22 protein-coding genes are annotated in these 24,197 nt (G+C 36.7%); 9 read left to right on the forward strand and 13 right to left on the reverse strand.

Annotated features, from left to right (window positions below; genetic code table 11):
• The first annotated feature begins 80 nt into the window (after window positions 1–80).
• Both JML65_RS18170 and JML65_RS18175 read left to right on the forward strand, forming a co-directional pair.
• On the forward strand, window positions 81–524 hold the full coding sequence (locus tag JML65_RS18170) for a nuclear transport factor 2 family protein (protein ID WP_084086255.1): 444 nt from the start codon (window positions 81–83) through the stop codon (window positions 522–524).
• Between the two features lie 40 nt (window positions 525–564).
• On the forward strand, window positions 565–942 hold the full coding sequence (locus JML65_RS18175) for a VOC family protein (protein ID WP_047487892.1): 378 nt from the start codon (window positions 565–567) through the stop codon (window positions 940–942).
• A 3-nt stretch (window positions 943–945) separates the two neighbouring features.
• Here the strand turns inward: JML65_RS18175 and JML65_RS18180 are convergent, their stop codons facing one another.
• Both JML65_RS18180 and JML65_RS18185 read right to left on the reverse strand, forming a co-directional pair.
• On the reverse strand, window positions 946–1,329 hold the full coding sequence (locus tag JML65_RS18180; protein WP_047487366.1) for a DUF1634 domain-containing protein: 384 nt from the start codon (window positions 1,327–1,329) through the stop codon (window positions 946–948).
• On the reverse strand, window positions 1,329–2,159 hold the full coding sequence (locus tag JML65_RS18185; RefSeq protein WP_047487368.1) for a sulfite exporter TauE/SafE family protein: 831 nt from the start codon (window positions 2,157–2,159) through the stop codon (window positions 1,329–1,331). Before JML65_RS18185 ends, JML65_RS18180 begins: the two co-directional genes overlap by 1 nt.
• Before the next feature lie 97 nt (window positions 2,160–2,256).
• Between JML65_RS18185 and JML65_RS18190 the strand changes: the two genes are divergently transcribed.
• A complete protein-coding gene (locus JML65_RS18190; protein ID WP_047487895.1) occupies window positions 2,257–2,808 on the forward strand; it encodes a DUF1543 domain-containing protein in 552 nt (183 codons plus the stop codon).
• A gap of 24 nt (window positions 2,809–2,832) precedes the next feature.
• Window positions 2,833–3,945, forward strand: coding sequence for a 5-(carboxyamino)imidazole ribonucleotide synthase (locus tag JML65_RS18195; RefSeq protein WP_047487371.1), 1,113 nt, complete (start codon window positions 2,833–2,835; stop codon window positions 3,943–3,945).
• Between the two features lie 60 nt (window positions 3,946–4,005).
• On the opposite strand, the gene JML65_RS18200 is transcribed toward JML65_RS18195, so the two are convergent.
• The 4 genes from JML65_RS18200 to JML65_RS18215 form a co-directional block, all read right to left on the reverse strand.
• Window positions 4,006–4,818, reverse strand: coding sequence for a hypothetical protein (locus JML65_RS18200; RefSeq protein WP_202271643.1), 813 nt, complete (start codon window positions 4,816–4,818; stop codon window positions 4,006–4,008).
• Window positions 4,819–4,894: 76 nt separating this feature from the next.
• Window positions 4,895–5,560 carry an SH3 domain-containing protein gene (locus JML65_RS18205; RefSeq protein WP_202271644.1) on the reverse strand — a complete coding sequence of 222 codons (666 nt, stop codon included), beginning with the start codon at window positions 5,558–5,560 and terminating at the stop codon, window positions 4,895–4,897.
• Between the two features lie 41 nt (window positions 5,561–5,601).
• Window positions 5,602–7,725, reverse strand: coding sequence for a cation:proton antiporter (locus tag JML65_RS18210; RefSeq protein WP_115918582.1), 2,124 nt, complete (start codon window positions 7,723–7,725; stop codon window positions 5,602–5,604).
• A 6-nt stretch (window positions 7,726–7,731) separates the two neighbouring features.
• Complete coding sequence (locus JML65_RS18215) at window positions 7,732–8,295, reverse strand: hypothetical protein (RefSeq protein WP_047487378.1); 564 nt, start codon at window positions 8,293–8,295, stop codon at window positions 7,732–7,734.
• Window positions 8,296–8,483: 188 nt separating this feature from the next.
• Between JML65_RS18215 and JML65_RS18220 the strand changes: the two genes are divergently transcribed.
• Entirely contained in the window at window positions 8,484–8,777 is a 294-nt protein-coding gene (locus JML65_RS18220; protein ID WP_202271645.1) for a hypothetical protein, read from the forward strand.
• A gap of 15 nt (window positions 8,778–8,792) precedes the next feature.
• Entirely contained in the window at window positions 8,793–9,416 is a 624-nt protein-coding gene (locus tag JML65_RS18225; RefSeq protein ID WP_317194086.1) for an alpha/beta hydrolase, read from the forward strand.
• Here JML65_RS18225 and JML65_RS18230 read toward each other — a convergent pair.
• Window positions 9,413–10,333, reverse strand: a complete 921-nt coding sequence (locus JML65_RS18230) for a DMT family transporter (protein ID WP_047487383.1) — start codon at window positions 10,331–10,333, stop codon at window positions 9,413–9,415. The genes JML65_RS18225 and JML65_RS18230 overlap by 4 nt on opposite strands.
• A gap of 245 nt (window positions 10,334–10,578) precedes the next feature.
• Between JML65_RS18230 and purE the strand changes: the two genes are divergently transcribed.
• Entirely contained in the window at window positions 10,579–11,082 is a 504-nt protein-coding gene (gene purE / locus JML65_RS18235; RefSeq protein WP_047487386.1) for a 5-(carboxyamino)imidazole ribonucleotide mutase, read from the forward strand.
• A gap of 193 nt (window positions 11,083–11,275) precedes the next feature.
• Here the strand turns inward: purE and yiaA are convergent, their stop codons facing one another.
• Both yiaA and ahcY read right to left on the reverse strand, forming a co-directional pair.
• A complete protein-coding gene (gene yiaA, locus JML65_RS18240; RefSeq protein WP_084086250.1) occupies window positions 11,276–11,668 on the reverse strand; it encodes an inner membrane protein YiaA in 393 nt (130 codons plus the stop codon).
• A 459-nt stretch (window positions 11,669–12,127) separates the two neighbouring features.
• Window positions 12,128–13,441, reverse strand: a complete 1,314-nt coding sequence (gene ahcY / locus JML65_RS18245; RefSeq protein ID WP_047487392.1) for an adenosylhomocysteinase — start codon at window positions 13,439–13,441, stop codon at window positions 12,128–12,130.
• Window positions 13,442–13,608: 167 nt separating this feature from the next.
• Between ahcY and JML65_RS18250 the strand changes: the two genes are divergently transcribed.
• Window positions 13,609–14,139, forward strand: coding sequence for a pyridoxamine 5'-phosphate oxidase family protein (locus tag JML65_RS18250; protein WP_084086249.1), 531 nt, complete (start codon window positions 13,609–13,611; stop codon window positions 14,137–14,139).
• A 147-nt stretch (window positions 14,140–14,286) separates the two neighbouring features.
• Here JML65_RS18250 and JML65_RS18255 read toward each other — a convergent pair whose 3' ends face one another.
• Entirely contained in the window at window positions 14,287–15,720 is a 1,434-nt protein-coding gene (locus JML65_RS18255; RefSeq protein WP_202271647.1) for an aspartate/glutamate racemase family protein, read from the reverse strand.
• A gap of 208 nt (window positions 15,721–15,928) precedes the next feature.
• Between JML65_RS18255 and JML65_RS18260 the strand changes: the two genes are divergently transcribed.
• Window positions 15,929–16,543, forward strand: coding sequence for a 4'-phosphopantetheinyl transferase family protein (locus JML65_RS18260; RefSeq protein WP_115918572.1), 615 nt, complete (start codon window positions 15,929–15,931; stop codon window positions 16,541–16,543).
• Here the strand turns inward: JML65_RS18260 and JML65_RS18265 are convergent.
• From JML65_RS18265 to porU, 3 genes are all read right to left on the reverse strand, one after another.
• Window positions 16,524–18,794 (reverse strand): FUSC family protein, encoded by a 2,271-nt coding sequence (locus tag JML65_RS18265; RefSeq protein ID WP_047487400.1) that lies wholly within the window; start codon window positions 18,792–18,794, stop codon window positions 16,524–16,526. The two genes, JML65_RS18260 and JML65_RS18265, sit on opposite strands and share 20 nt — an antisense overlap.
• A gap of 255 nt (window positions 18,795–19,049) precedes the next feature.
• Window positions 19,050–20,213 (reverse strand): type IX secretion system outer membrane channel protein PorV, encoded by a 1,164-nt coding sequence (porV, locus tag JML65_RS18270; protein ID WP_047487403.1) that lies wholly within the window; start codon window positions 20,211–20,213, stop codon window positions 19,050–19,052.
• A 59-nt stretch (window positions 20,214–20,272) separates the two neighbouring features.
• Entirely contained in the window at window positions 20,273–24,169 is a 3,897-nt protein-coding gene (gene porU / locus JML65_RS18275) for a type IX secretion system sortase PorU (RefSeq protein ID WP_202271648.1), read from the reverse strand.
• Window positions 24,170–24,197: the final 28 nt, after the last annotated feature.

Here is a 24,197-nt window from a genome sequence, read left to right on the forward strand (position 1 = left end):
AGTGCTGCACATTTAAACTTTGTGGATAAGATGCTTTTTTTTCATATTTTTATTTGTTCGTTTTATCTTATCAAATTATTATGAAAAATAAAATAGCCTTAATTCTTTTGGTAATCAGTACTTTTTGTTTTGGTCAACAGAATCAGGACATTGAGAAACCTATCCGAAATTTGTTTCTTGGCATGAAGAATGCGGATCCTGAGCTGCTGAAATCTGCCTTTTCAGAAAATGCAGTTCTTCAGACGATAGCCAAAGACGGAACCGTAAAAAATGAAAGTATTCAGGATTTTATAGCATCTGTTTCTAAATTTTCAACAGGAGACCTGGAGGAAAGGATTCTAGTAGATGCTGTGCATACAGATGGAAATCTGGCAAGTGTATTCACCCCTTATTCTTTCTACCTGAAAGGCAAATTTTCCCATTGCGGAGCCAATAGTTTTCAGCTCGTAAAACAAAATAGCGACTGGAAGATTCAGTATGTTATCGATACAAGAAGAAAAGACAATTGCAGAGAAATAAAATAATAAAGCCTAATTATACAACGATTAAAAAATATAAATGAAGATGAAGATCCATCATATTGCAATTATCTGTTCAGATTATTCCGTTTCAAAGAAGTTTTATACGGAAATTTTAAATTTAAATATCATCAGGGAAGTCTATCGTGAAGAAAGACAGTCTTACAAACTTGATCTGGCGATTGGAGATCATTACGTTATTGAGCTGTTCTCTTTTCCTGATCCGCCCCAGCGCCCTTCACGCCCTGAAGCTTGTGGTCTGAGACATCTTGCCTTCTCTGTTGAGAATGTTACAGAAAAGCGTAATGAATTAGTACATAAAGGATTAAATTGTGAAGAGATCAGGATCGATGAATTCACAGGAAAAGAATTTTTCTTTACTCAGGATCCGGACCAGCTGCCACTGGAGTTTTATGAAATATAAAGATTAGTGAGCGTACCCTGCAAAAAAGCTTACAGCCATTATGGCCAAAACAATAGAGGAAATGACTACATATACGTAGTCTTTTTCTTTTAGGTAACCTATTAAAGCGAAGACGATCCTCATTAAAGGAGTAAAGATCAACAAAAGGATTCCCAGCTGAATAATAGCCATTCCTTCCCCTTTGCATAAAGAAGTCCAAAAATGTCCCCATACCTTTTCTGAAGAGTTGCCAATATCCAGAGAGGTGTATTTTTTGGGCATTTCAAAACCTTCGGTAAAAAGCTTGATGAAACCGACCAATGAAGTAGCCACAGATAGAATAACACCTAGTCTTAGAAGATTTCCTACGGAACGGTTCAGATCTACGTCTGTAAAATTCTTTTTCATTATCTGAAGCTTTTATTGATACCGTTATACATCATATAAATGGAAAGGATCGTAATCACAATGGCAAAAAATACTTTTAGTTTTTTAGTTTTTGAAACCATCAATGTTTTTGAACCAATAAAACTTCCTATGACCACACCTATCAGTACGGGAGCTACGATAACCGGGATGATTTCTCCTCTTTGAAAATAAATCAGGGCACTGGCTACTGCCGTTACTCCAATCATAAAATTACTGGTGGTTGTAGAAACTTTGAAAGGCAGTTTCATCATATTGTCCATAGCCAAAACTTTCAAAGCTCCGGAACCTATTCCTAAAAGTCCGGACATGGCGCCCGCAAACATCATCATCAAAAATCCAGGAACTGTATTTCTTGCAGAATAGCTTTTTAAGATTCCTTTATCAGGAAAAGTTCCGTAAAGTTTTAACTTGTCTTCGAGACTTCCTTTTATGAGTGGTTCCTGGTGGTCAGGTTTTCCTTTAAGATTTAAAACAACCGTCAGAAGCAGAATACTTGCGAAAATAATTCCAATGGTATTGGGATTAAGCATTCCTGAAACTAAGGCTCCAATAATAGCCCCTGCCGTGGTGGCAATTTCGAGGAACATCCCGATTCTCATGTTGGTAAAACCTTCTTTTACAAAGGCTACTGCTGCACCGGAAGAAGTCCCGATCACCGAAATGAGGGAAGCGCCGATGGCATAATGCATTGGAACGCCAAAACCCAGCGTTAATAAAGGAATGATGATAACTCCCCCTCCTAAACCCGTAAGTGAACCTAAAAGACCAGCGGAAATTGCGCCAAGGAAGAGTATGATGATTTCTGACATACTACAATTAATGTTACAAATATAAAATTATTGTAGTAGTCTGCCAAACATTTGAAAAAGATAAATTTAACGTATTTTTGTATGCATGAAAAATGAATTGAAATTATTTTATGTTATCCTGGGGGCTACGCCTAAAGGAAGAAACATTGAACAACACGATGTATTTTTCGGAATTGCCGAAAGCCTTAAAGATTTGGTTCCGGATATGAAAGACTTCTGGAAGGAAGCAGAAGGTAAGATACATATTGATTGTCATCAGGAGGTTAAGTTTGCAGATGGATATGAAGTACAGATTGTTGAGAAAGGAGAAAAGGCATCTGAAGAACAATTGTATTTTCTTAATTTAGGAGGATATAAGAGAGGTTTTTTTGAAGAATTTCATGAACAGCATCTGATGGTTGGCTCCTCTATGGGAGAGATTATTAAGAGGGCAAAAGCCACCGAATTTTATCAGACGATGGGATTTGAAGGAGCTGTAAGCCATGTAGATGATAAACATGGAGTAGATATCGATGATATCTTCAATGTGAATGATATCCTTCCTCTGAAAATGAAAGAAAAATATTCTATAGTTCTTAAAAAAACTGAGGCAGAGAATCAGGAAAACCCAATGGGACTTGGATACTTAAAAATTGATAAAGTTCAATAAGAATAAATCTAATAAAAATAAAAAATGAAAATAGGAATTCTGGGAGGCGGACAGCTGGGAAGAATGTTGATACAGAGTGCTCTGAAATATGATGATGAGTTTTATACATTGGATCCCGCATCTGATGCACCATGTCATAATATTTCATATTTCACACAGGGAAACTTCAATGATTATGAAACGGTTCTGAACTTCGGAAAAGATAAAGATGTGGTTACCATTGAAATAGAACATGTGAATGCGGATGCTTTGGCAGAACTTGAAAAACAGGGAATAAAAGTAGTTCCTAATGCGAGTATTATCAAAACCATCCAGCAAAAAATCCTTCAGAAAGAATTTTATAAAGCTCACGATATCCCAAGCCCTGAATTTCAGATTGTCTGGAACAGTGATGACAAAATCATGATGCCCCTGCCGTTTGTTCAGAAAATGAATACGGGAGGTTATGATGGAAAAGGGGTACAGGTGATCAAAACGGAAGATGATTACCAGCATTTATGGAAGGATGCCTCTGTGATCGAAAGCCTTGTGGATATTGATAAAGAATTATCTGTAATTGTAGCCAGAAATGAAAAAGGAGAAACCAATATTTTCCCTGTAACGGAAATGGTTGCTGATCCCAAATTGAATCTACTGGATTTTAATGTATGTCCGGTTCTTCTTACTGAAGATGTTCAATCCCAGATTGATTCTATTACAGAGAAATTTTTAAATGCTGTTAATTCTCCGGGATTATTTGCTATTGAATTGTTCTTAGACAAAGAAGGAAAAATTTGGGTTAATGAAACGGCTCCAAGACTGCACAACTCGGGACACCAGAGTCAGGAAGGAAATACCAATTCACAGTTTGAGCAAATGTACCGTGTGGTAAAGAACTTACCATTGGCGGATACAGATGCTATTACCTATAGCGGTATGCTGAATCTGGTAGGAGCAGAAGGGTATGAAGGAAAAGTAATATACGAAGGAATGGAAGATGTCCTTAAGTTACCAGAAACCTACATCCATTTATATGGAAAAACCGAAACCAAACCTGGAAGAAAAATGGGACACATCAATGTGTTGGCAGATTCCAGAGAAGAGCTTATGGAAAAGCTTGTCATGGTGAAAGGAATGGTGAGAGTGATTTCAGAATAACTGAATTGAAATATATAAAAATAGCTGTAGAGAAAACTACAGCTATTTTTTTGTTTATATCTAAGGTTTTTTAACTATTTCTATACTATCCTTTTTGTAATTGTATTTCATATAAGTTCCTAATGCAGGAGAGTAAATAGAAAATTCTTCCAGTTTTGTAAGCGGAGCATAAAGTTTAAAAGTACAGATATCCGTAACTGAAATAAACGGGTTGGTTTTTAAATGACTATGAGTAACCATTGTTGCTATACTTCCATCTCCCATTGTTGCCTGAGCAGGCACTAGTCTTGAATGAATTTTTTGATTAGAAATAATCTTTCCTTTATTATCTGATACAAAAAGATAATCATTTCCAAACGGAATGATTCCGGATTGAGAAGTTCCTGAAATCAGATATATTTTATAATTTTCCTTAAATGGAATAAGAATCAGGTTCAGACTATATCCTTGTGGTAATGCCACTTCATATTTGGGATCTGACAATTGCGGAATGACCACAGAATGAATGTTCTTTAGAGTACTTTCTGTACTGTCCAGTTCTCTTTGTGTAAAGCTTTCTTTTACAGGTGATTTCTGGTCGTTTTTAAAGTCATATTCAGCGATGATTTTACTTTGGTCTTTATTAAGAAAAACTGTTTTTATGATATCCTTTGACTGATAGGTTAGGTAGCTTCCCATATTCTCACGGAGTTTAGGGTTAGTGTTAGCCAGATCACTGGCATGCCATGAGGCATTTTCATGAGAGAAAAGTAAATTAGCCTCTGTTTTGATGGAGTCTAGTTTCTGCTGAAGTTCTTTTTCAGAATATTTAAGATCCTGTGCAAAGGTAATAGCTGGTATAAAGATCAAGAAAAATTTGATAATTTGTTTCATGAATTATTTTTGCGGCAAAATACAAAATTGAAACTAAAGTCTAATGCTCATTAAAAGATCTAGCTTGGAAACCAAATTAAAAAGGAATCTCCAAAGTTCTTCCTTTATATTCCCCTTTCTCAATAGTGAAAAGGGCTACATAGGTGCCGGCACCATCAGAATTTAACATGGATATGTATAAAATATCATTGGTACGGTCATAATAACAGGTTGTAGATTTATTATTGATCTCGAACAGATTCTCAATCTCTTTTGCAGGAATTTGAATGGTTTTGTTTCCCATTTGTGCAGTAATAGAAATATAGTGTGTCTTAGGAATGGTACCGTCTATTCCCCAAATTTGCTGCTCTTTATAGAAATCTCCATACAGTGTTGAAGAAAAATCTTTTTCATTTTCCTTAAAATTAAATTTTCCGGAAACAATATTTACTTTAATATTTCCTGACTTAAAGATTGCTTTGTTTGCATCACGTACAGTGGGGGGAACAGCCTGATAAGATTTTATATATTTCAGTCTTGAATTGTGAATGTAACCATTGCTTACATTAGCCCAATTCTTATTGTCATCTTCAAATATATAGACGATTTCATCCGAATTGATCTTTCCAATGATCTTACTGTTGGCATCTGCATTTTCCCTTACATTTACATAGCCGTCCTCATCTACAATCTTTGCAAATTGAGCAAATGATAACTGTACACTTAAAGCTGCTGTTAAAAGGATTATCTTCTTTGTTTTCAATGTTGTTTTAAAGACTAAAAGCATGGCTAAACTAGCTGGTATTATTTAAAGATATTCTGAATCACATTTCCTATTTCCACAAAGTCTCCATGGTTTCCTACGGAGCGTATTTCGGGGCTGTTTTTATCATATTCTGAGAATGGAAAAATCAAAAGATAATTATTGTCACTCAGATTTCTGTTTAAAAGTTCAGGAATTAATCTCATTCGCGGAATATAAGACTTCATACCGCGTTTTGCCATCAAGATAATTAAAGCTTCATCATCCTTAAGCTGGGCAGCTGTTTTTTCACCGTCCTGCCACGTGCTCATGATAATAAATTCTGCTTCTATACTGGCTTTCTTCATGATTTTCTGAAGAATATCAATAATGTTTTCAGGGGCATAAAAAACCATTGTTGCCCCGGAATTTCTGGCAATATTCCAAACCCTTAAAAGTGCATGGAAGAATCCAGCATCTTTATGGGCATTTTCAGGAATCATCACAGCATACCTTTTGATTGTAGAGAGAGGCTGTGCTGCATGGTATACCAATACATTCACATCATCATTCTGAAGGTAACCATTGTATAGGTTATAGACAAAAGACGGAGAGAATCCCTTCTCATCTTCTAATCCAATAATAAGATCTGTAATTTTCTGTTCTTTAATTACGTTGTTGACCCCATTGATAACATCATTGTCGTACCTTTTTAAAGCTTGTAATTTAACATCTGCCGCTGCCGCCGCATCTGTAGCCTGATGAAGAAGTTTTTCCGCATTTTTTACAGAAGATTCATTCTTATCTTCATTAATTACATTTAAAGCAAACAGGTCTTCAGTGTTAGAGTGGGCTTTTATGAGAATTCCAAGATTGACCATTCTTTCCACAGTTTCTTCATGGTTGATGGCTAACAGTATATTTTCATCTTCATGGCTGTTCCCTGAAACGGTATCTTCATTATCCGTTTCTGCAATTTTCTGGGCACTTGCCATAGAAATGAAAGAGGAAATGGTACAGGAAATAAGAATCAGTAAAATACTTCCGTTCAGTACATGCTCATTCAATAATCTTACGGGTTCTCCAGTCTCGGTTTCGGAGAGGATAATATTATAACCTACCATTACCGATGCCAGTGTGGCCGCCGCTGAAGCAGAACTTAGTCCGAAGATCAGTTTTCCTTCTTCTTTAGTCAGTCTGAACGTTTTTTGAGTGGCTACAGCGGAAAGATATTTTCCTCCAATGGAGGCTACAAGCATAATTCCGGCTACCTCCAGCGTTTCCCAGCTTTTAAAGAAAACCTTAAAGTCGATCAGCATTCCAACACTGATCAGGAAGAATGGGATAAAGATCGCATTTCCTACAAATTCAACTCTGTTCATCAAAGAAGAAGTATGGGGAATAAGCCTGTTTAATGCCAATCCGGCAAAGAATGCACCGATAATAGCTTCTACACCGGCTAGCTCAGCAAGCATAGCGGCCAGATAAATCATGACCAGTACAAAAATATATTGCGAGATTTTATCATCCACCCTTTTGAAAAACCAACGTCCTATAATAGGGAATACAATAAGTACAATAAGGGCAAAAACCACAAAAGAAACTGATAGTTTCACCCAAAATTCAGTACCTACATCTCCCTGTGACATTCCAACGATTACGGCAAGAACCAATAAAGCCAGAATATCTGTAATCATTGTTCCTCCAACGGTAATATTAACGGCCTTATTTTTTGCAATCCCCAATTTACTTACCAATGGATAGGCGATAAGGGTATGAGAAGAAAAAAGACTGGCAAATAATATCGAAGTCAGCATAGAGAAATGAAGGAGATAATAACCGCCTAAATATCCTAAAACAAATGGAACAGTAAAGGTATAAAGTCCAAAAGTAAGACTTTTCCATTTGTTCTTTTTAAAATCACCCATGTCGATCTCCAGTCCGGCCAGAAACATGATGTAGAGGAGTCCGGTAGTTCCCGTAACTACAATGCTGCTGTCCCTGGACAGTACATTGAAACCATTAGGTCCTATTATGGCTCCGGCAATGATAAGCCCCAGCAGATGTGGAACTTTAATTTTATTCAATAATAGTGGTGCTGCAAGGATAATGACCAGTACCAACAGGAACTTCAGTACCGGATCTTCTATAGGAAGACTCAGATTATGTATACTCAATAACATCATAGGTGCTTATTTTGTGGAACGTACTAACTCAACAGAGAACTTGGCACTGCAGCCATCAGAAGTAATGGTTCTGGTTCCCTTGATTTTGTTATCGGAAATATCGTTAAGAAGGACATTCATTTCTACATTCTTTTTTGCCGTAGAATCTGTCTTAAAAGATAATTTGATCTCATTATTTTCAAACTTACCGGCATAAAGTCTTACCAGATTGTTATTGTTGATAATTTTTGTGATCGGCTGGGTAGAATCATTATCAAATTCCCAGATATCTGTACGCTGATCACCTACCGCATAATCACTGCAGTTGGATTCTGTACAGATTACTTTTCCGTTCCATGATCCTGAAATTTCTGCCGGCCATATTGCTATTTTTACCGAATCCTTTTTAGCAAAAACACTGTCTCTCATTTTAAGAAGTGACTGATATTCGGATTCTTTTTTGGCGAATATCTTCTCCTTTTCGAGCAATTGTTTTTCTCGGTCTGTCAGGTTTTTTTCTTTTTCTTTAAAGTCACAGCTGATCAAAAGTAAAGAGGCTGCCAGAAGGACAAAAAATGTGTTTTTTAGCATATTGTGTAGGTTGAGTATAACAATATAAGGAAAAAAGAGGAAATGTGAAAAATATCCTCAGGTAAAAGATGGCTTCCCTACAATATAATAAATAAAACATTGGTGGTTTCCCTGTCATTATTTGTTCATAATAGTTATTACTTTTGATTAATGGGAATTATTTGATTTAGGAACTAAAAATTTAAAAAATGAAAAATATTTTTCTTTTCCTTTTCTGTTCAGTCAATATGCTATTGGCACAGGAAGCAAGCTCCGCTAAGGATAAGCTGCAATCTGTTTTGCTTTGGGAAAAAATTCCGGATGGACCAGGCCCAGCAGGTGAAAATAAAGTATCCCCAAAAGGTTCATTAACTCATATTGCTGTTCCCCAATTAATCATTCATGAACCAACAAATCCCAATGGAATTGCCATATTGGTGATAAGTGGGGGAGGTTATGCCCATATTGAATCAGGATCAGAAGGTTATCCGACCGGAGAGTGACTGAAGTCACTGGGAATTACAGCATTTGAATTGGAATACAGGCTTCCCGGAGAAGGATGGGCAAGTAATATGGTCCCATTTCAGGATGCTCAGCGCGCGTTAAGAATAATCAGAAGCAATGCGGACAAATATAAAATTGATCCCAGTAAAATAGGGGTACTGGGATTTTCTGCGGGAGGGCATTTGGCGGGATATATTTCCTCTACGTTTAATACAGCGTATTATTCGCCACAGGATGCTATGGATTTAGTTTCGGCACGACCTAATTTCACGGGCATGATTTATCCCATCGTATCTATGTTGCCACCTAACAATAATACCCATTCATTTAAATCTTTATTGGGAAAGAATGGGGATGTAGAGAGCGAAGCCAAACTTTCAGTTGAAAAGCAAGTGGGAACTCAGACACCTATGACCTTTTTAGCACAATCTGAAGACGATCCTATTTCTCCGGTAGAAAACAGTATTCTCATGTATCAGGCGCTAAAAAATAATAAAGTTCCGGCAGAAATGCACTTATTCCAGTCAGGGGGTCACGGTTGGGGGTTAGGTAAAAAAGGGACTAATACTGAAGAATGGCCGAAATTATTTTTAAACTGGCTAAAAATAAATGGTTTTTTAAAAAATGGAGACCATTAGATGCTTGCCGCTTTTTCTATCTTTTTCTTTTTAAACATTTCAGGTCTGTAATTGATAATAAAGACACCACAGATAATTAAGGCCGTTGCAATAATAAATTTAAAAGAAATCTTTTCATCCATAATCAGCCATCCTAAGAAAATAGCAATAATAGTATTGATATAGGCAATAATAGAAACCTGTACCGGAGAGATCTTTGTTAATGCATAATGGAATGCAAAAAAGGCAGCTACCGAGCCAAAAACAGAGAGGTATAACATAGCAGAGATACTCTTTAAAGTCCAGTTTTCAAAGTTGTAATTTTCTGAAAAAATAAAGGCGAAAATGATCTGAACGACTCCCGCAAAGAGAAACTGATAAAATAGGTTCAGGGTGATATTTCCGCTTTGAATATTCATTTTTTTGGTAAAGATTGTTCCCGAGGCCCATCCTGAAATAGCACAGAAAAGGAAAATCATTCCTGTCCTGTATTGGGGGTTGGCAAGATCTTTAAGGCCGTCCCAGAACACAAAAAGTATACCGCTGAAACATATCAAAACACCAGCCATAGCCCTAAAACTGAATTTTTGCAGGCCAATGGCAAGACTTCCTAAAAACACCAGAATAGGAGCACAAGCACTAATTAGAGAAGCCAGACTGCTGGTGACGCTTTCTTCAGCTACTGTAACCATTCCATTGGCTATAACCAGCATTAGGGAAGCGAAAATAACTTGATACCCCAGATTTTTCCATCCAATCCACTTAAATTCCTTTCGGGAAAGGAGAATAAATAGCATGATAATAGAAGCAAAAAGTTGACGGATTCCTGCAACAAACCACGCGGGAATAGTTTCTACTGCGACACGAATGGCTAAAAATGTAGTTCCCCAAACAATAGCAACAGTAAAAACGGCAAAAATGAGTTTATAATCTTTCAAGGGTAAATAAGGTGTGATTGACAAATTTACCGGTTTTTAAATAAACGGGATGGGCACAGTTGGTGTAATTTTTACTGATACAGATCTATATTTAATGAATTTTCGCCTCTATTTTAAATGTTGAATATGATGAATAGGGAGTAATTAATTCTTTTTGATTTATATTTTTTTTATTATTGGCTGATGACTTAAATTTTAACAAGAGGTTTTAATTTTTTATCTTTGAGGATCTAATAAAATTGAAGATGGTAGGAATTATTATGGGCAGTCAGAGTGATCTGCCAATCATGGAACAAGCTGCAAATTTTCTGAAAAGTCTGGATATTCCATATGAACTGACCGTTGTTTCGGCACATAGAACACCGGAAAGAATGTTTGAGTATGCGAAGACGGCTAAAGAAAGAGGCCTGAAAGTAATTGTTGCCGGTGCAGGAGGTGCTGCACACCTTCCCGGAATGGTAGCAAGCTGTACCACACTTCCGGTAATAGGAGTTCCTATTTTATCCAGTAATTCTATTGACGGATGGGATTCTGTACTGTCTATCCTTCAGATGCCTGGTGGAATTCCGGTAGCCACTGTAGCCTTAAACGGGGCTTTAAATGCAGGGATTTTAGCGGCAAAGATTTTAGGAAGTGCAGATGCTCAGATAGCTGAAAATCTTCAGAAATATCAGGATTCTTTGAAAGATAAAGTACTGGGAACTGTAGATGATATCAAAGCACAGCATCCTAATCATTTTGATCAATAGTTGTAACGGACTTATAATATTCAAAAGCCTCACTGAAAAGTGAGGCTTTTTGTTTTTTAGTAAATTTTTGAAGAAACAGTGTCATTTTTAATGAACTGCAGAACGTTTTTTTTGATAATGAGATTGCGTGAATCAGGTATACATCAAAAAAGATAAATAAAATATGTTCCACATAAAAATGGAAGGTTTTTTATCAGTCCTGAACCATATTGTCTCTTGTATTTTTCTGGACGGAGATGGCTCCAAAAAGTGCCAGTAGAAACGCAAAGGCATAGAACCCTTTTTCACTTGGAAGTATGGTAGCATTCCAAAGTCCTACCGCCAGTAATACAATAGATGATAGTGTTGCAAACCAACAGATCCCGTAATAAATATCTGTTACCTGAATATTCTCTAATCTGTCACGGACTGCTTTCTGAAGAGAAACAACCGCAAATAGGCCATAGAGCAGGATTGTGAAATAATATCCTTTTTCGTTCAACAGCATTTCAGCTCTTGCAAGGCCTACAATATAGCCGACCATTCCTGCTCCCAATGCTACCCAGGATGCAGCGATGAATGCATTCGAGACTTTTTGTTTTTTCATAGATTAATGTTTTATTTAAGAAGGCTAAGATATTCATTTTTTATAAACAGAGCTCTAGGAGAGAGAAAATATGGGCAAAATACGGTGAAATACATTCATTAATTTTAATGTTTTGGCTAAAGCCAGTTTGATTTTATTCTATCGTGAAAACGGACTAAAGTCCGTTCCTATTGAATATTTATAAGGATTATTTAACCCCGAATCTCACACTCCATAATTCACACCTCATAAAAAAACTCCCCAAATTGGAGAGCTCTTATCTTATTGAGTGATGTATTTATAATCGTACTGAACGAAAAGATTTCCATCTGACCCCCTTTTCCTATAACCTATACGGGTAATCCTGAGTCATTATACTGTATTTTTTGCTTTCAAAAATAAGGAATGCTTAGGAGGTCTAAATAAAAAAAATCCCACTATTTCCAAATAGTGGGATCATATTATATTTTGATGTAACTCTTAGTATCTGTAGTACTCTGGTTTGAATGGTCCTTTTACGTCCACACCGATGTACTCAGCTTGTTCTGTAGAAAGAGTTTCAAGCTCTACGCTTAATTTTTTAAGGTGTAAAGCAGCTACTTTCTCATCTAAGTGCTTAGGAAGCATGTATACTTCGTTTTTGTAAGCCGCAGCGTTGTTCCATAATTCGATCTGAGCCAAAGTCTGGTTAGAGAAAGAGTTAGACATTACAAAACTTGGGTGTCCTGTTGCACATCCAAGGTTTACCAGTCTTCCTTCTGCTAAGATAATAACTTCTTTTCCTTCGATAGTATAGATATCAACCTGAGGTTTCACTTCAGATTTAGTCTGACCATAGTTTTTGTTTAACCAAGCCATATCGATTTCGTTGTCGAAGTGTCCGATGTTACAAACGATAGCTTTGTCTTTCATTTTAAGGAAGTGCTCTCCTCTTACGATGTTAAAATTACCGGTTGTAGTAATGATGATATCTGCATTATCTACTACAGTATCTAATCTTTTTACTTCATATCCATCCATAGCAGCCTGAAGTGCACAGATAGGGTCAATTTCAGTAACCGTAACAATAGAACCAGCTCCTCTGAAAGAAGCAGCAGTACCTTTACCTACGTCTCCGTATCCACAAACTACCACTCTTTTTCCAGCTAACATAACGTCAGTAGCTCTTCTTACAGCATCTACTGCAGATTCTTTACATCCGTATTTGTTGTCGAATTTAGATTTAGTTACTGAATCGTTTACGTTGATAGCAGGCATTACTAAAGTTCCGTTCTTCATTCTTTCGTACAATCTGTGTACTCCGGTAGTTGTTTCCTCAGAAAGACCTTTGATATCTTTTGTGAATTCAGGGTATTTATCAAAAACCATATTGGTTAAATCTCCACCATCATCCAGAATCATGTTTAATGGTTTTCTGTCTTCTCCAAAGAATAAAGTCTGCTCAATACACCAGTCAAATTCCTCTTCATTTAATCCTTTCCAAGCATATACCGGAATTCCTGCAGCAGCAATAGCAGCAGCAGCGTGATCCTGAGTAGAGAAAATATTACAAGAAGACCAGGTAACTTCAGCTCCTAAAGCTACTAATGTCTCGATAAGCACAGCTGTTTGGATTGTCATGTGAAGACATCCTGCAATTCTTGCCCCTTTAAGTGGCTGAGATGGTCCATATTCTTCACGAATAGACATCAGGCCTGGCATTTCTGCTTCTGCAAGAGTAATTTCTTTTCTTCCCCATTCTGCTAGGGAAATGTCCTTAACTTTATAAGGAACGTATTGTGTTGTAGTACTCATATGTAATGAATAGTTTTTAAATTCAATTGATAATGAAATGCAAAATTACAATTAATAATTAAGATAAAAAAACGGCAGCCTGAGTTCGGATTTATGAGATTAAACATGGCTTAAAATTATTTAGTCTTAATATAAATAACTATTTTTATCTCATAAATAATACCTTAATGAATCATACCAATACCCAAGACGAATCTCAAAGAAAAGCAAAACCCGTTGCTCCAAAAGTAAAAGAGCTTATAGAAAGAAGTAAAAGTGTAGTTCTGGCCACCGTAGATGCGGAAGGAAATCCTAATTCCAGCTATGCCCCTTTTGTACAGGATGGTCATACATTCTATATTCTGGTATCTTTTATGGCGAGACATACCAAAAATCTTGCAGAAGGAAGAAAAACCTCAATGATGTTTATTGAAGATGAATCTGCTACCAAACAAATATATGCCAGAGAACGTCTGACTATTGAAGCTACAACTTCTCAGATAGAAAGAGACTCTGAAACATGGAATAACGTAGTTACAAAATTGAAAGAAGCTCACGGAAAAGTAGTGGATGTCATTTCTGAAATGGGTGACTTTATTTTGATTGCTTTACAACCGGTAAAAGGATCTTATGTAAACGGATTCGGAAGTGCTTACTTTGTAGATTCCAATCTTGAAATTATTGAGCATAGAAATGATGTGAACCATCAGTCTAAATAAATAAGAAGAGAGCTGAAAGATGAAATTTAATTACCCTTGGCAAGGTTTCAAACCTTGCCAAGGGTAATTTTTTTTGAATGGATTTTCTAAATAAGTTTGCCTTTGTTTTTATCAACAAATAGAAACTTCCATCTTCCAACATTTTCTCTATTCGTTGCTGCTTTCATTTTTTGTAATCAGGACTATTTTTTTTGCAAGAATTAAGGTTGGGTCAATCAAAGGAATGCTTTTTCCGTTTTTGACAATCTTAGTTTCTATAGGAAATAGGAGAGGGAGTTCTGTACAACCGAGTATAATAACCTCGGCCCCGCTATTGATGACGAAATCTGCTGCTTTAAGAAGGTGCTCTTTACAAAGTCCCTCAGTAAACCCTGCCTTTACTCCAAATTTACCATAGATACTTTCCATGACATTATTTTGATGTTCCTGATCGGGAATAACAACATCAAATCCAAATTCTTCCAGGATATTATGGTAGACTTTACTTTCAATAGTTCCACTGGTGGCCAATAATCCTACTTTCACTGATTCTCCAAAGCTTTCACGAATGTATTCAGCCGTTGTTGTTAGCATATTGATGATCGGAATACTTAAATGTTCCTGAATATCTTGTACAAAAGCATGGGCTGTATTGCAAGGAATAGCAATGGCGTCAACTCCTTCAGCTTCCAAACGTCTGCAAGTGGAAAACAGGGCTATACTCGGATCTGTTTCATGATAGATCAGATGGGCTGTTCTATCGGGAATCTGAGGATTTTGCTCAACAACCATCTTAATATGGTCCTGATCCTTTTGTGCAGGTGTATTCTTGATAATTTTGTTCATGAAATCTACGGTAGCTGAAGGGCCTACACCTCCTAATATGCCAAGTTTAAATGGTTTTGCAGTTATATCGCTATCATGTTCTAAAGCATAATCAGCATAGATCTGGTTTACATCAAGAATGGATATTCCCCGCTTCCATAGCTGTTCTACAATCAGAGAAAGCTCTGTGATTCCGGGTAGGATAATGTCACAGCCATTGCTATTGAGTTCCGTACAAGCTTGGTAGATATATTCTAAAGAAAGCCCGTCAAAATAACCATTTTTGATGCCCTGATCTCCATAAATAGCTTCCATTAACCTTTGCTGATGGGAAGGAAATATTAATTCATGATCAGGAATATATTGGCTCAGCATATGGCTTTCTTTGACATAATCAGATGTTAATACTCCTATTTTTATTGGAGTTTTAAATCTTGAGTTGATATATTCTGCTAATGCTTTGAAAATATTAACGATCGGAATAGAGATTTCTTTTTGAAGTTCTTCTAAAAACGAATGGCTGGCAAAACAGGGAAGAAGTACTTTGGTTAAAGACTGGGCTTCGAATTTTTTGCAGACATTATAGGTGTAATACTTTCTAGACTTTATATCTTCTTCATGATATAAAGGTAGATTGATTTGGCTATAAGGTTGCTGTTCAAATACAAAGTGATACTGTAATTGATTTTTTAATACCCGTTGGTTTTTAAGTAATTTAAAAAATAAGTCACCTCCCGACAAAGTGCCAAGTCCTCCGATAACAGCAATTTTTTCCAAAATTATACTTTTAAGAATAAGAACAAATTTACCACTTTTAGTTTGGGAATCAATAGTAGAAAAACAGGTGTTTTTATAAGATTCATCTTCCTGATGCTTTTGCTGTAAATTGTGGGAGCAACTTGTAATCACTTTGATTCTTTATCTTCCGGTTTGCACCTATTTCTATTTCCGCTTCTTTTCACTATTTTTACCCAATAAAAAAAGAATGCCCCTTTACCGAGATTTTTCAGATGATAATGCCACAATCCTTGTTTGGAAGTATGACGAAAGCGAAGAACTTGATATCCACGAGCTTCTGGAGCCTGAAAATGCTGAAAAAGTAAAGGATTACCATCCCAAAAAACTATTGGAAGTTCTGATGGTACGCAAACTTCTGAAAGGACTAAAGCCATCTTCCAAAATTCTGTATAAAGAAAGAGAACCTTTTCTTTCTCCTCATGATGCGGAAATTTCCATTACCCATTCTTTCCCATTTGCAGCTATTGCTATTTCTAAAAACAAAATAGGTATTGACGTTGAAAAATTCAATCCTAAAATTTTAAGGGTGATTGATAAATTCACTTATGAAAATGAAAGAGGATTCATTCCTGAAGATAAGGCAGATACTTTTTATACTATTATATGGAGTGTAAAGGAAAGTATGTATAAAATCCACCATTCAAAATATTGGTCTCTGAAGAAAAACTATGAAGTGAAACCCTTTGAGCTTAAACATCTTCATAAGATTAGCTGCCGTGTGTATGACGAGCAGTTTTCAGATGAGTTTAAGGCAAGGGTAGAATTTTTTGACGATTATTGCTTTACGATTGTGGAGGCGTAGCAGTAGCGTGCTTCTCAATTCTGTATTTTTCAATAACTTTTCTCTGTTCCTTGGCTACATCATAAATCAGTTCCAGGATATCATGGATATTTTTAAGTTCCGTTAAATGTGAAATTTTATCGGGATCTCTTCTGTCGATAATCTCATTTTCTTCGATCTCCGTTTTTCTTTTCAAGAGCAGGTCTTCAATGGAAGAGTCTTCCGGCTCAAGACGGCTTTCCATTTTAAGAGCTTCGCTGATATCATTACCGTTGAGTAGGGTGGAAGTCTGCTGCATCTCAGCCTCAATTTTTCTGCTCCAGCTTTCGGCGTCTATTTCAGGATACTGTTCATTGCTTTTGGAGTACTGAGAAAGAGAAGCTGTATAGGCTGTGACCAGGTGCGAGGTAGCCACAAATTGATGAACTACTTCCAGTTTTTTCTGTTGGTTTTTAGGGTCAGAAATCATTCGCTGGAAATTATCTGAAAGATTGGCCAAAGAAATAATTGCATTCTTTCGCTTTACCTTATAATCTTCAAGGTCAAAATTTCCTTCAAGGAATTTAGAAATCACGCTCTGGAAATAGATGAGGTTATCCGCAGCAGATTTTTTCATCAAATCTAAATTCTGGGTGTGTTCCCAAACCGGCAATACAATATATGATACTGCAAAAGCGATAATTCCGGCAATAGCTGTATCTACCACTCTGTCTTTGAAAATAACATCTATCTTTCCAGGGTTTAAGAAATTAAAACTGAGGAAAACATAGATCGTCATGAATAATACAGCCCAAAAGTACCGTCCTTTTAAAAAGCTGAAACACATGATCATGCTTATAAGCAGGATGGCAAATAAAACGCCGTTGATGTGTATAAAATGCAGAATGATATACGCTATAGTAGCTCCGGTAATGGTTCCGTAGAGACGAAGCAGGTTTCTTTGCTTTGTAATGGAATAGGCCGGCTTTAGGATCGCAGTAATGGTAATTAATATCCAGTAGGTATGTCCCAGTCCCAGAAAATCAAACATAGAGAAAAGGTATCCCACCAGCAGAGCGGTAGTAATTCTTATCGCATGGCGAAAATGAGAGGATGATAATGAAATGTTATTCCTTAGCACTTTAGCATTAAGCTTAGGCTCATTCGGCATAAATTTTTTCAGATCCAGACCGGTAGATAAACTTTTTGCCAGCTTGACATCCTGGGAAAATACTTTATAAATCTCATTGATCTCTTTGGTAATTTCATTGATACGCATCAGGATCTGACGCAGGATCATGAAATTTTCCAGATTTTCTGAGCTTAATTGTTTATTTCTGAGTTCGAAGTAATTGTAATTAAGGTTCTTTAATTCAAGCTCCAGGTTAAATATGGATTTTGCTCGTGTTCCACTTTGGAGGGCAATTCCGATATTGGTGATTTCTTCGGCCAAAAGATTCAGATAATCATGAATGTTAACCAGGATCATACTGTCCTCGAAACTCTGCTGTAGCTTTTGATAGTCACTCTCAGAGGTCATCAGTTTTTCATGAAGGTCCATAGAGTTCAGGAACATCAACATCAGCAAACGACTGGTTGTTGTAGATTCATTAACGATGGTTCTTGTTTTAAAAACAGTTTCCCGGGTGTCTTCCTGAAGGTTTTTTATTTCAATCTGTTTAGCGATAACCTGAGTGGTCAGTTTATCAAAATCAGGATTTTTCTGATAATAATTAGCCTTAATCTTTAAAAATTCTGCCAGCTGAAGATAGTTTTCTCCAATCATCTGGCCAGCCAGTTTATAGGGGCGGATGGTAGTTACAACAAGGAAGATAAGTAAAAACCATATACAGCCACAGGCAAAGATCAGTAAGCTTTTTAAGATATTGCTTCCTGTAAGATGGCCATCAATAAAGATGGCGAGTACAACCAGTGATAGGGAGCCTACAGCAGCCAATCTCTGACCATAAACTCCGATCAGGGAGAAAAACATTCCAAATACAATGATTTCGAGGAGCACTAATAGTTTAAGGTCCATGACCAAGCTGGCAATAAGGGCTACAAAGACAAAACAGCAGATGGCAAAAGTGAGTGCATTTCTTCTTCGGATGAAAGGTCCCGGTTGGTCTGTAAGAGCTACAAAACTGGTTCCGAGAGGAAAGAGGAAATATTCCTTTAAAATCCCAAAGTGGGCAAGGACTAAACAGGGCAGAACAGTAGCTAATGTAATTCTAATGGCAGAATATACATATTGACTGGTTACAAATTTTTTTAGCTCTGCTGAATAGTTCATACTACAAAAATAGCTATTGAATTTAAGAAAATAGTTATAATGATGAGACTTTTGTAAACTTAAATGTTATATTTTTTTAATAGTAGGAAAGAAGTGTTGCCGGCAGTTCATTTTTGCGTTATAAAGTGAATGGTGGATTGACAGAAAAAAATGAGACAAGCGAAGCATATTGATGATTGATAATAAGCCCTTCTTCTGTTTCCAATAAAAAAAGCCTCATGCAGATGAGGCTTTTGTATTATATTGATGTTGCTGTTAACGGTCGTTATTAGATGTTTCATCTCCAATGTTCCAGGTAAGACCGAAACGAAGAGTGTTATCTAAAGCACTGTTAATTTTAGACATATTAATCAGATAAGAAAGATCAAGTCCGAAAGAACGGTAATTCAATCCGATACCAGCTGTAGCAAACTGTCTTGCTCCCTGTTCTTCACTTTCATGAAAATAACCTCCTCTTACAGAGAAAGCATTGTCGTATGAATATTCAATAGCACCACTATACATGATACTGTTTTTATTTTTGAAAGATTTTCCAATACCGGCCATTGGACCTACATTTGGAATTTCATATCTCGGTTGTCTTGTGTTAGGATCAATTCCAACATATTCAGATCCCGGAACCAAAAGTTTTGAACCTTCCACGCTAATTCCCACTCTGTTCATATCATCCAGGTACATGTCATATCCAACCCCTAATCTTGCCATCGTAGGAAGATAAGATCTTGATTCTTCATTTCCTGTATAATCCAGTTTAGGACCTAGGTTCTGAACCGCAAAACCGGCATTAATTTTACCGTCATTTCCTCCTAATCCTGTGAATTTTGGAGAGCTGTAATATCCTGAAATATCTACTGCAAAAGAGTTAGCAGCCTTAAGGGTTGTATCTGTATTGAATCCACCGGCTAAGTCTGAACGGATAAATCTACCTGTTACAGCCATTGAGTATGAATCGGATAGCTTCAAAGCATAGGCAACGTCTAGAGAGAATTCATTTGGTTTTGATGTACCCATGGAAGCAATTTCAGTACCTACCAACTGAGTAAGGTCCACCTGACCCATATTGAAATAATAAATACTCGCGGAAATAGTAGATCTTTCGTCTTGTCCCAAAAATTTATGGAAAGCTCCATATAGTAAAAATACATCGTTAGTAAGTTTTCCCATATACGGCGTGTAGTTAAGACCGATGGAAGAACTTGTTCTGCTAAAAGGATATTTTGCAGCATTCCAGAATTGTGAAAATGCATCCGGAGAGGTTACAACCCCCTGGTCTCCCATACCTCCTGATCTGGCATCTGGTGCAATTCTTAGGAAAGGTGCTCCGGTTAATACAGGACCTACTTTACCTAGATCTTGTGAATATCCTAGAAAACCAGCACTTAACCCAAATCCTAAAAGCAGTTTAGTAGTTAAATTCATATGTTGTCTTTTATATATTATCAGTTTTTTATTAATATTATTATCTATGTATTATCTAATTATTTCAAAAGTACCATTTTTTCTACAGCTGTAGCACTTCCTTTGCATTTTTCCTGATTCTGGCTTTTTGCAAATATCTTAAAAATATACGTACCTTTTGCTACTGTTGCCCCAAAATCATCTCTTCCGTCCCATTCTATTGCCTGGCGAGGTGTTCTAAAGCCCTGTAGGAACGGTTCTGCAACCACTGGCTGAGATAAAGTTCTTACCAATCTTCCTGTTATCGTGTAAATCTGTACATTCACATCCAGAATATCAGAACAGTTGTGCTCAAACTGGATATAAGTTTTATTGGTAAAAGGATTGGGCCAGTTTAATGGACGGTTGATTACCAAATGTTGATCAGATTCATCTTTAACCTCAAAATTTAACGTGGCAGTTGTCGAATTATTGTTTATGTCCCAAACTTTAAATAATAATTGGTGCTGGCCTATGGCTAAATTCCTGAAAGGGTAAGTTACATTTCCTTTTTGGTATTCGGCAAGACTTGGATTTAAACATCCGTTTCCTTCTCCTGCAGCATAAAAATCATTTAAAATAATAGTGTTGATAATTTGTCCGTCCAGATATACGGTGATATCGTGACCCACACCTGAACCTGTAGAGTTGATTCCTGTATCATCGGTAAGACAAGCCAGAAGGGTAGGGTTTTGATTGGTGATACCGCCATCAGCAAAATTGGTGTTATTCATATACAGCTTTACTTTTGGAGGCTGGTTATCATTAACTCCGTTAGGGTTAAGATCTCCTACCTGTACAGCCTGATTGTTGAAAACATCCATGACCTTATTATCAGCATATCCTAATATTCTTCCCTGTCCTACAGTATAATTAATATCTTTAGGCACATAGAATTCGGCAGTGAAAACTCCGTTTACAGCTACACCCGAAGCTTTTACAATAGGGCTTCCTTCTTCTGTATATTCTAATATAGGACTAAGGTGTCCATCATTATTTAATGTTTTTTTATTGATTCTCTTATCGAAAATATTAATAGTAACTCTTCCGTTAAAAGTATTGTTTAATGTTCCGTTCGAATTATTGATATGTCCTTTTACTTTCACAAAATCCAAACCTCTGATCAGACCTGGAACAGGAGTTTCAATATTATCAATTACTAAAAGTCTCTGAGGTCTGCTCAGTTTCATAGCAGGATCACCCAAAAGATTTACCTTTAAATGGTTAAGGTCAGCTCCTCTTTGTTTCTTTGCCGTTAAATGAGCATTTCCTAATGTTTCGAAGTCATCATTAGTCAATTTAAAGATATTTTTAGTGTAAGTATCTGTAAACTGACGTCCGTAGATTACTCCAATAGCACGGCTTGAGGTAATCATGGCTGCAGCACCGCCCTGTTTTAGCTTAATGAACTGTTCTCCTGCAGAATTAGTGGCAGGTTCATCCCATAAGGTAAATTCACAGGTAATTGTAGAAACAAATGGGAATCTGCTGTAAACATTAGAGAAGTTATTGGAATTTTGGATTTCTGTACTGGTTAATACTCTTTCCTGTGCCCAACCGTTGATCCCTCCATGTCCGAAATAGAACAGATACATACTGTTTCCGATAGCATTGGAAATAGCCTGATTAACCTGTGGGTATCTTTGTCCTGCTGCTGTACTCTGAGCAGTGAAAGAGTCCAGGTATAATTTCTTAACATTATATTCTTTCAGCTGCTGCTGTCCCGGCTGCTCAAATACATTGACCAGCGTAGTGTTCATAACATTGTGGAAAGGAGGGCCGTCGTCATTGTCATCATCTACCACAAAGTCTAACCTCATACGCCATTCTCCAAACGGACTGGATTGCCCAGGCAATGCATTATAATATGCCAGTGTTTTGCTGATCATATCTCCGGCTTCAGAAGCATTTGATGCAGGAATTCTTCCTACCGGTATATCCGGCAGGTTATTTTCAATAATATTTGCTGTTTGTGGTTTCGTCATGACAATATAATCGTCCGTAACAAAAGAACCTACATAGTCTGAAGACTGCTCACTTTGGTAGCTGGAAACAACATTGGAATTATTTGAAACTTTATTTTTATAATCATAGGATGTATCTCCCAGAATAAATACATATTTAAGTCTTCCCTGCGGGGTATTCAGTTTTGTCACAAAATCTCTTATAGCTGTAAGATCTCTGCTTCCACTTCCAAATTCCTGATATACCTTATTGATATCTACAATCTCTACATTATAATTGTTTTTTGTCTGGTGATAGCTGGCAAGTCTTTGTGCCTGCCCCATCATTTGAGGAACCGTTAAGATCAGATAATCTATATTTTGTAAGGCAGAAAGATTTTGATTACCAATTCTCTCTACAAACTGTGGAGAAAAAGCAGCATCCGCTCTAAAAGCAACAAACTCATTATTGAAGTTTTGATCAGCAGCTATATAAGCAAAATTGAAACTTCCGGCACCGGCTTTATTTACTCTTCTATTGGCATTGGTAATATCTGTTACATCCCATACCTGTTCTATATTGGAAGCATTGGAAATGCTGAAACCATAGTTGGTATTACTTCCGCTTACCAGAGAGAAATCTCTGAAATTCATTTGTGAACCATTGTATACAAGATTCTCTTTATATTGTACTTCAGTATAATCTATATAGAATGATCCGTTAGGATTGATAGAAATATTGGGATTGTACTTAAAGGTAATTTGATTTCCACTCAGGTTGCTTACTGTTCCGTTGTAGGGAAGCAGGAAATAAAGATTATACTGGAAATTGGAAGTGTCTTCAGGAACTGCCCCTGATGCAGGGTTCACATCATTGATTTTATAATCAATTGTATTTTTTTGTGCTCTGTATCCAGCCACTCTGGTTCTGTACCTTATAACATCCGAAGGTTGTATAGGGGATTTGGTGGTAAAGGTTATTGTTTTTTCGGTAGTGAAAGGGGCATCTTCTAACCACACTCTACCTACTTTCATAAGATTTTTCTGATCATTGTTGATCACCTGGTAGTCATCATATCTTGTGATCAGCTGGTTAGGGAGGTCTCCGTCGATAGTTGGAACCCTTTTACCCGGACCTTTGTCAAAGGTAATATAGTAATATGAAAAGTCTTCATATATATTTTTGACATTATCACTTCTGTCATAACGGGTATCTGTTCTTTTATAACCATTACCATTACCTCTATTATAAAGGTTATAGCCATCCGGTCCCTGAGCGTAGAAAAGAGCAAAATCACTGTCATTCCATACACCATCATCTTCACCTACCACCTGAACGGCATTTTCCTGCAATGCACTGTATCTTGGATCCTGATTAAATTCCGGAAGCATAAGACCTCCGTTTCCATATATTCTGAAATTCTTAGGATTCACAGATGCTGGGTTGATCCCGTTATCTTTTAAAAATTGAGAGGTGATTTTAAAAATTCCCGATTTATCTACCTTTATCTTATAGAAGCTTCCATTTGAAAGAGGGTTGGCTGTAGATCCTATTCTGTTTACATTATTTGTAGTGTTCAGAGCAGAGGCTTCAGAAACATTAAATGAAGATAATCTTTGAACCCGTCCTTTTACATTTTTAAATAAAGCAACATTAATACTGGCATAGCTTTCTCCCTCTAGGGTATAATATGAAACATTCGCAATATCATAATCGGGTAGGCTGCCTTTGTCCAATTCAAATAAATCCTTGTTGGAAACATTCTCCCAAATAAGGTCAGAAACTCTCAGCTGTTTTTCCCCTATTTTTTGTTTAGTTATGATAAAAATGTTATTTTGGCTAAACGAAAAACCATCATTTTTGAAATTTGGAAGAATTAATTTTGTATCACCAAAATCCTGAATTTTTGAACCATCCCATTCTATGGTGTTTCTTTGGGCCCAAAGTGCTGATACAAAAGAGAATAGAAATAAAATAGTGATTTTTTGTCTCATGTTTATTATTGAAATTGCTAAATTACAA

Origin of the sequence: Chryseobacterium sp. KMC2 (genome assembly GCF_016756935.1) — a bacterium.
GTDB lineage: Bacteria > Bacteroidota > Bacteroidia > Flavobacteriales > Weeksellaceae > Chryseobacterium > Chryseobacterium rhizosphaerae.

Excerpts from the sequence above, each read along its gene's own strand:
- JML65_RS18170 (WP_084086255.1), top strand. The coding sequence starts at position 81 with ATGAAAAATAAAATAGCCTTAATTCTTTTGGTAATCAGTACTTTTTGT.
- JML65_RS18175 (WP_047487892.1), top strand. The coding sequence starts at position 565 with ATGAAGATCCATCATATTGCAATTATCTGTTCAGATTATTCCGTTTCA.
- JML65_RS18180 (WP_047487366.1), bottom strand. The coding sequence starts at position 1,329 with ATGAAAAAGAATTTTACAGACGTAGATCTGAACCGTTCCGTAGGAAAT.
- JML65_RS18185 (WP_047487368.1), bottom strand. The coding sequence starts at position 2,159 with ATGTCAGAAATCATCATACTCTTCCTTGGCGCAATTTCCGCTGGTCTT.
- JML65_RS18195 (WP_047487371.1), top strand. The coding sequence starts at position 2,833 with ATGAAAATAGGAATTCTGGGAGGCGGACAGCTGGGAAGAATGTTGATA.
- JML65_RS18200 (WP_202271643.1), bottom strand. The coding sequence starts at position 4,818 with ATGAAACAAATTATCAAATTTTTCTTGATCTTTATACCAGCTATTACC.
- JML65_RS18210 (WP_115918582.1), bottom strand. The coding sequence starts at position 7,725 with ATGATGTTATTGAGTATACATAATCTGAGTCTTCCTATAGAAGATCCG.
- JML65_RS18215 (WP_047487378.1), bottom strand. The coding sequence starts at position 8,295 with ATGCTAAAAAACACATTTTTTGTCCTTCTGGCAGCCTCTTTACTTTTG.
- JML65_RS18220 (WP_202271645.1), top strand. The coding sequence starts at position 8,484 with ATGAAAAATATTTTTCTTTTCCTTTTCTGTTCAGTCAATATGCTATTG.
- purE (WP_047487386.1), top strand. The coding sequence starts at position 10,579 with ATGGTAGGAATTATTATGGGCAGTCAGAGTGATCTGCCAATCATGGAA.
- yiaA (WP_084086250.1), bottom strand. The coding sequence starts at position 11,668 with ATGAAAAAACAAAAAGTCTCGAATGCATTCATCGCTGCATCCTGGGTA.
- ahcY (WP_047487392.1), bottom strand. The coding sequence starts at position 13,441 with ATGAGTACTACAACACAATACGTTCCTTATAAAGTTAAGGACATTTCC.
- JML65_RS18250 (WP_084086249.1), top strand. The coding sequence starts at position 13,609 with ATGAATCATACCAATACCCAAGACGAATCTCAAAGAAAAGCAAAACCC.
- JML65_RS18260 (WP_115918572.1), top strand. The coding sequence starts at position 15,929 with ATGCCCCTTTACCGAGATTTTTCAGATGATAATGCCACAATCCTTGTT.
- JML65_RS18265 (WP_047487400.1), bottom strand. The coding sequence starts at position 18,794 with ATGAACTATTCAGCAGAGCTAAAAAAATTTGTAACCAGTCAATATGTA.
- porV (WP_047487403.1), bottom strand. The coding sequence starts at position 20,213 with ATGAATTTAACTACTAAACTGCTTTTAGGATTTGGGTTAAGTGCTGGT.
- porU (WP_202271648.1), bottom strand. The coding sequence starts at position 24,169 with ATGAGACAAAAAATCACTATTTTATTTCTATTCTCTTTTGTATCAGCA.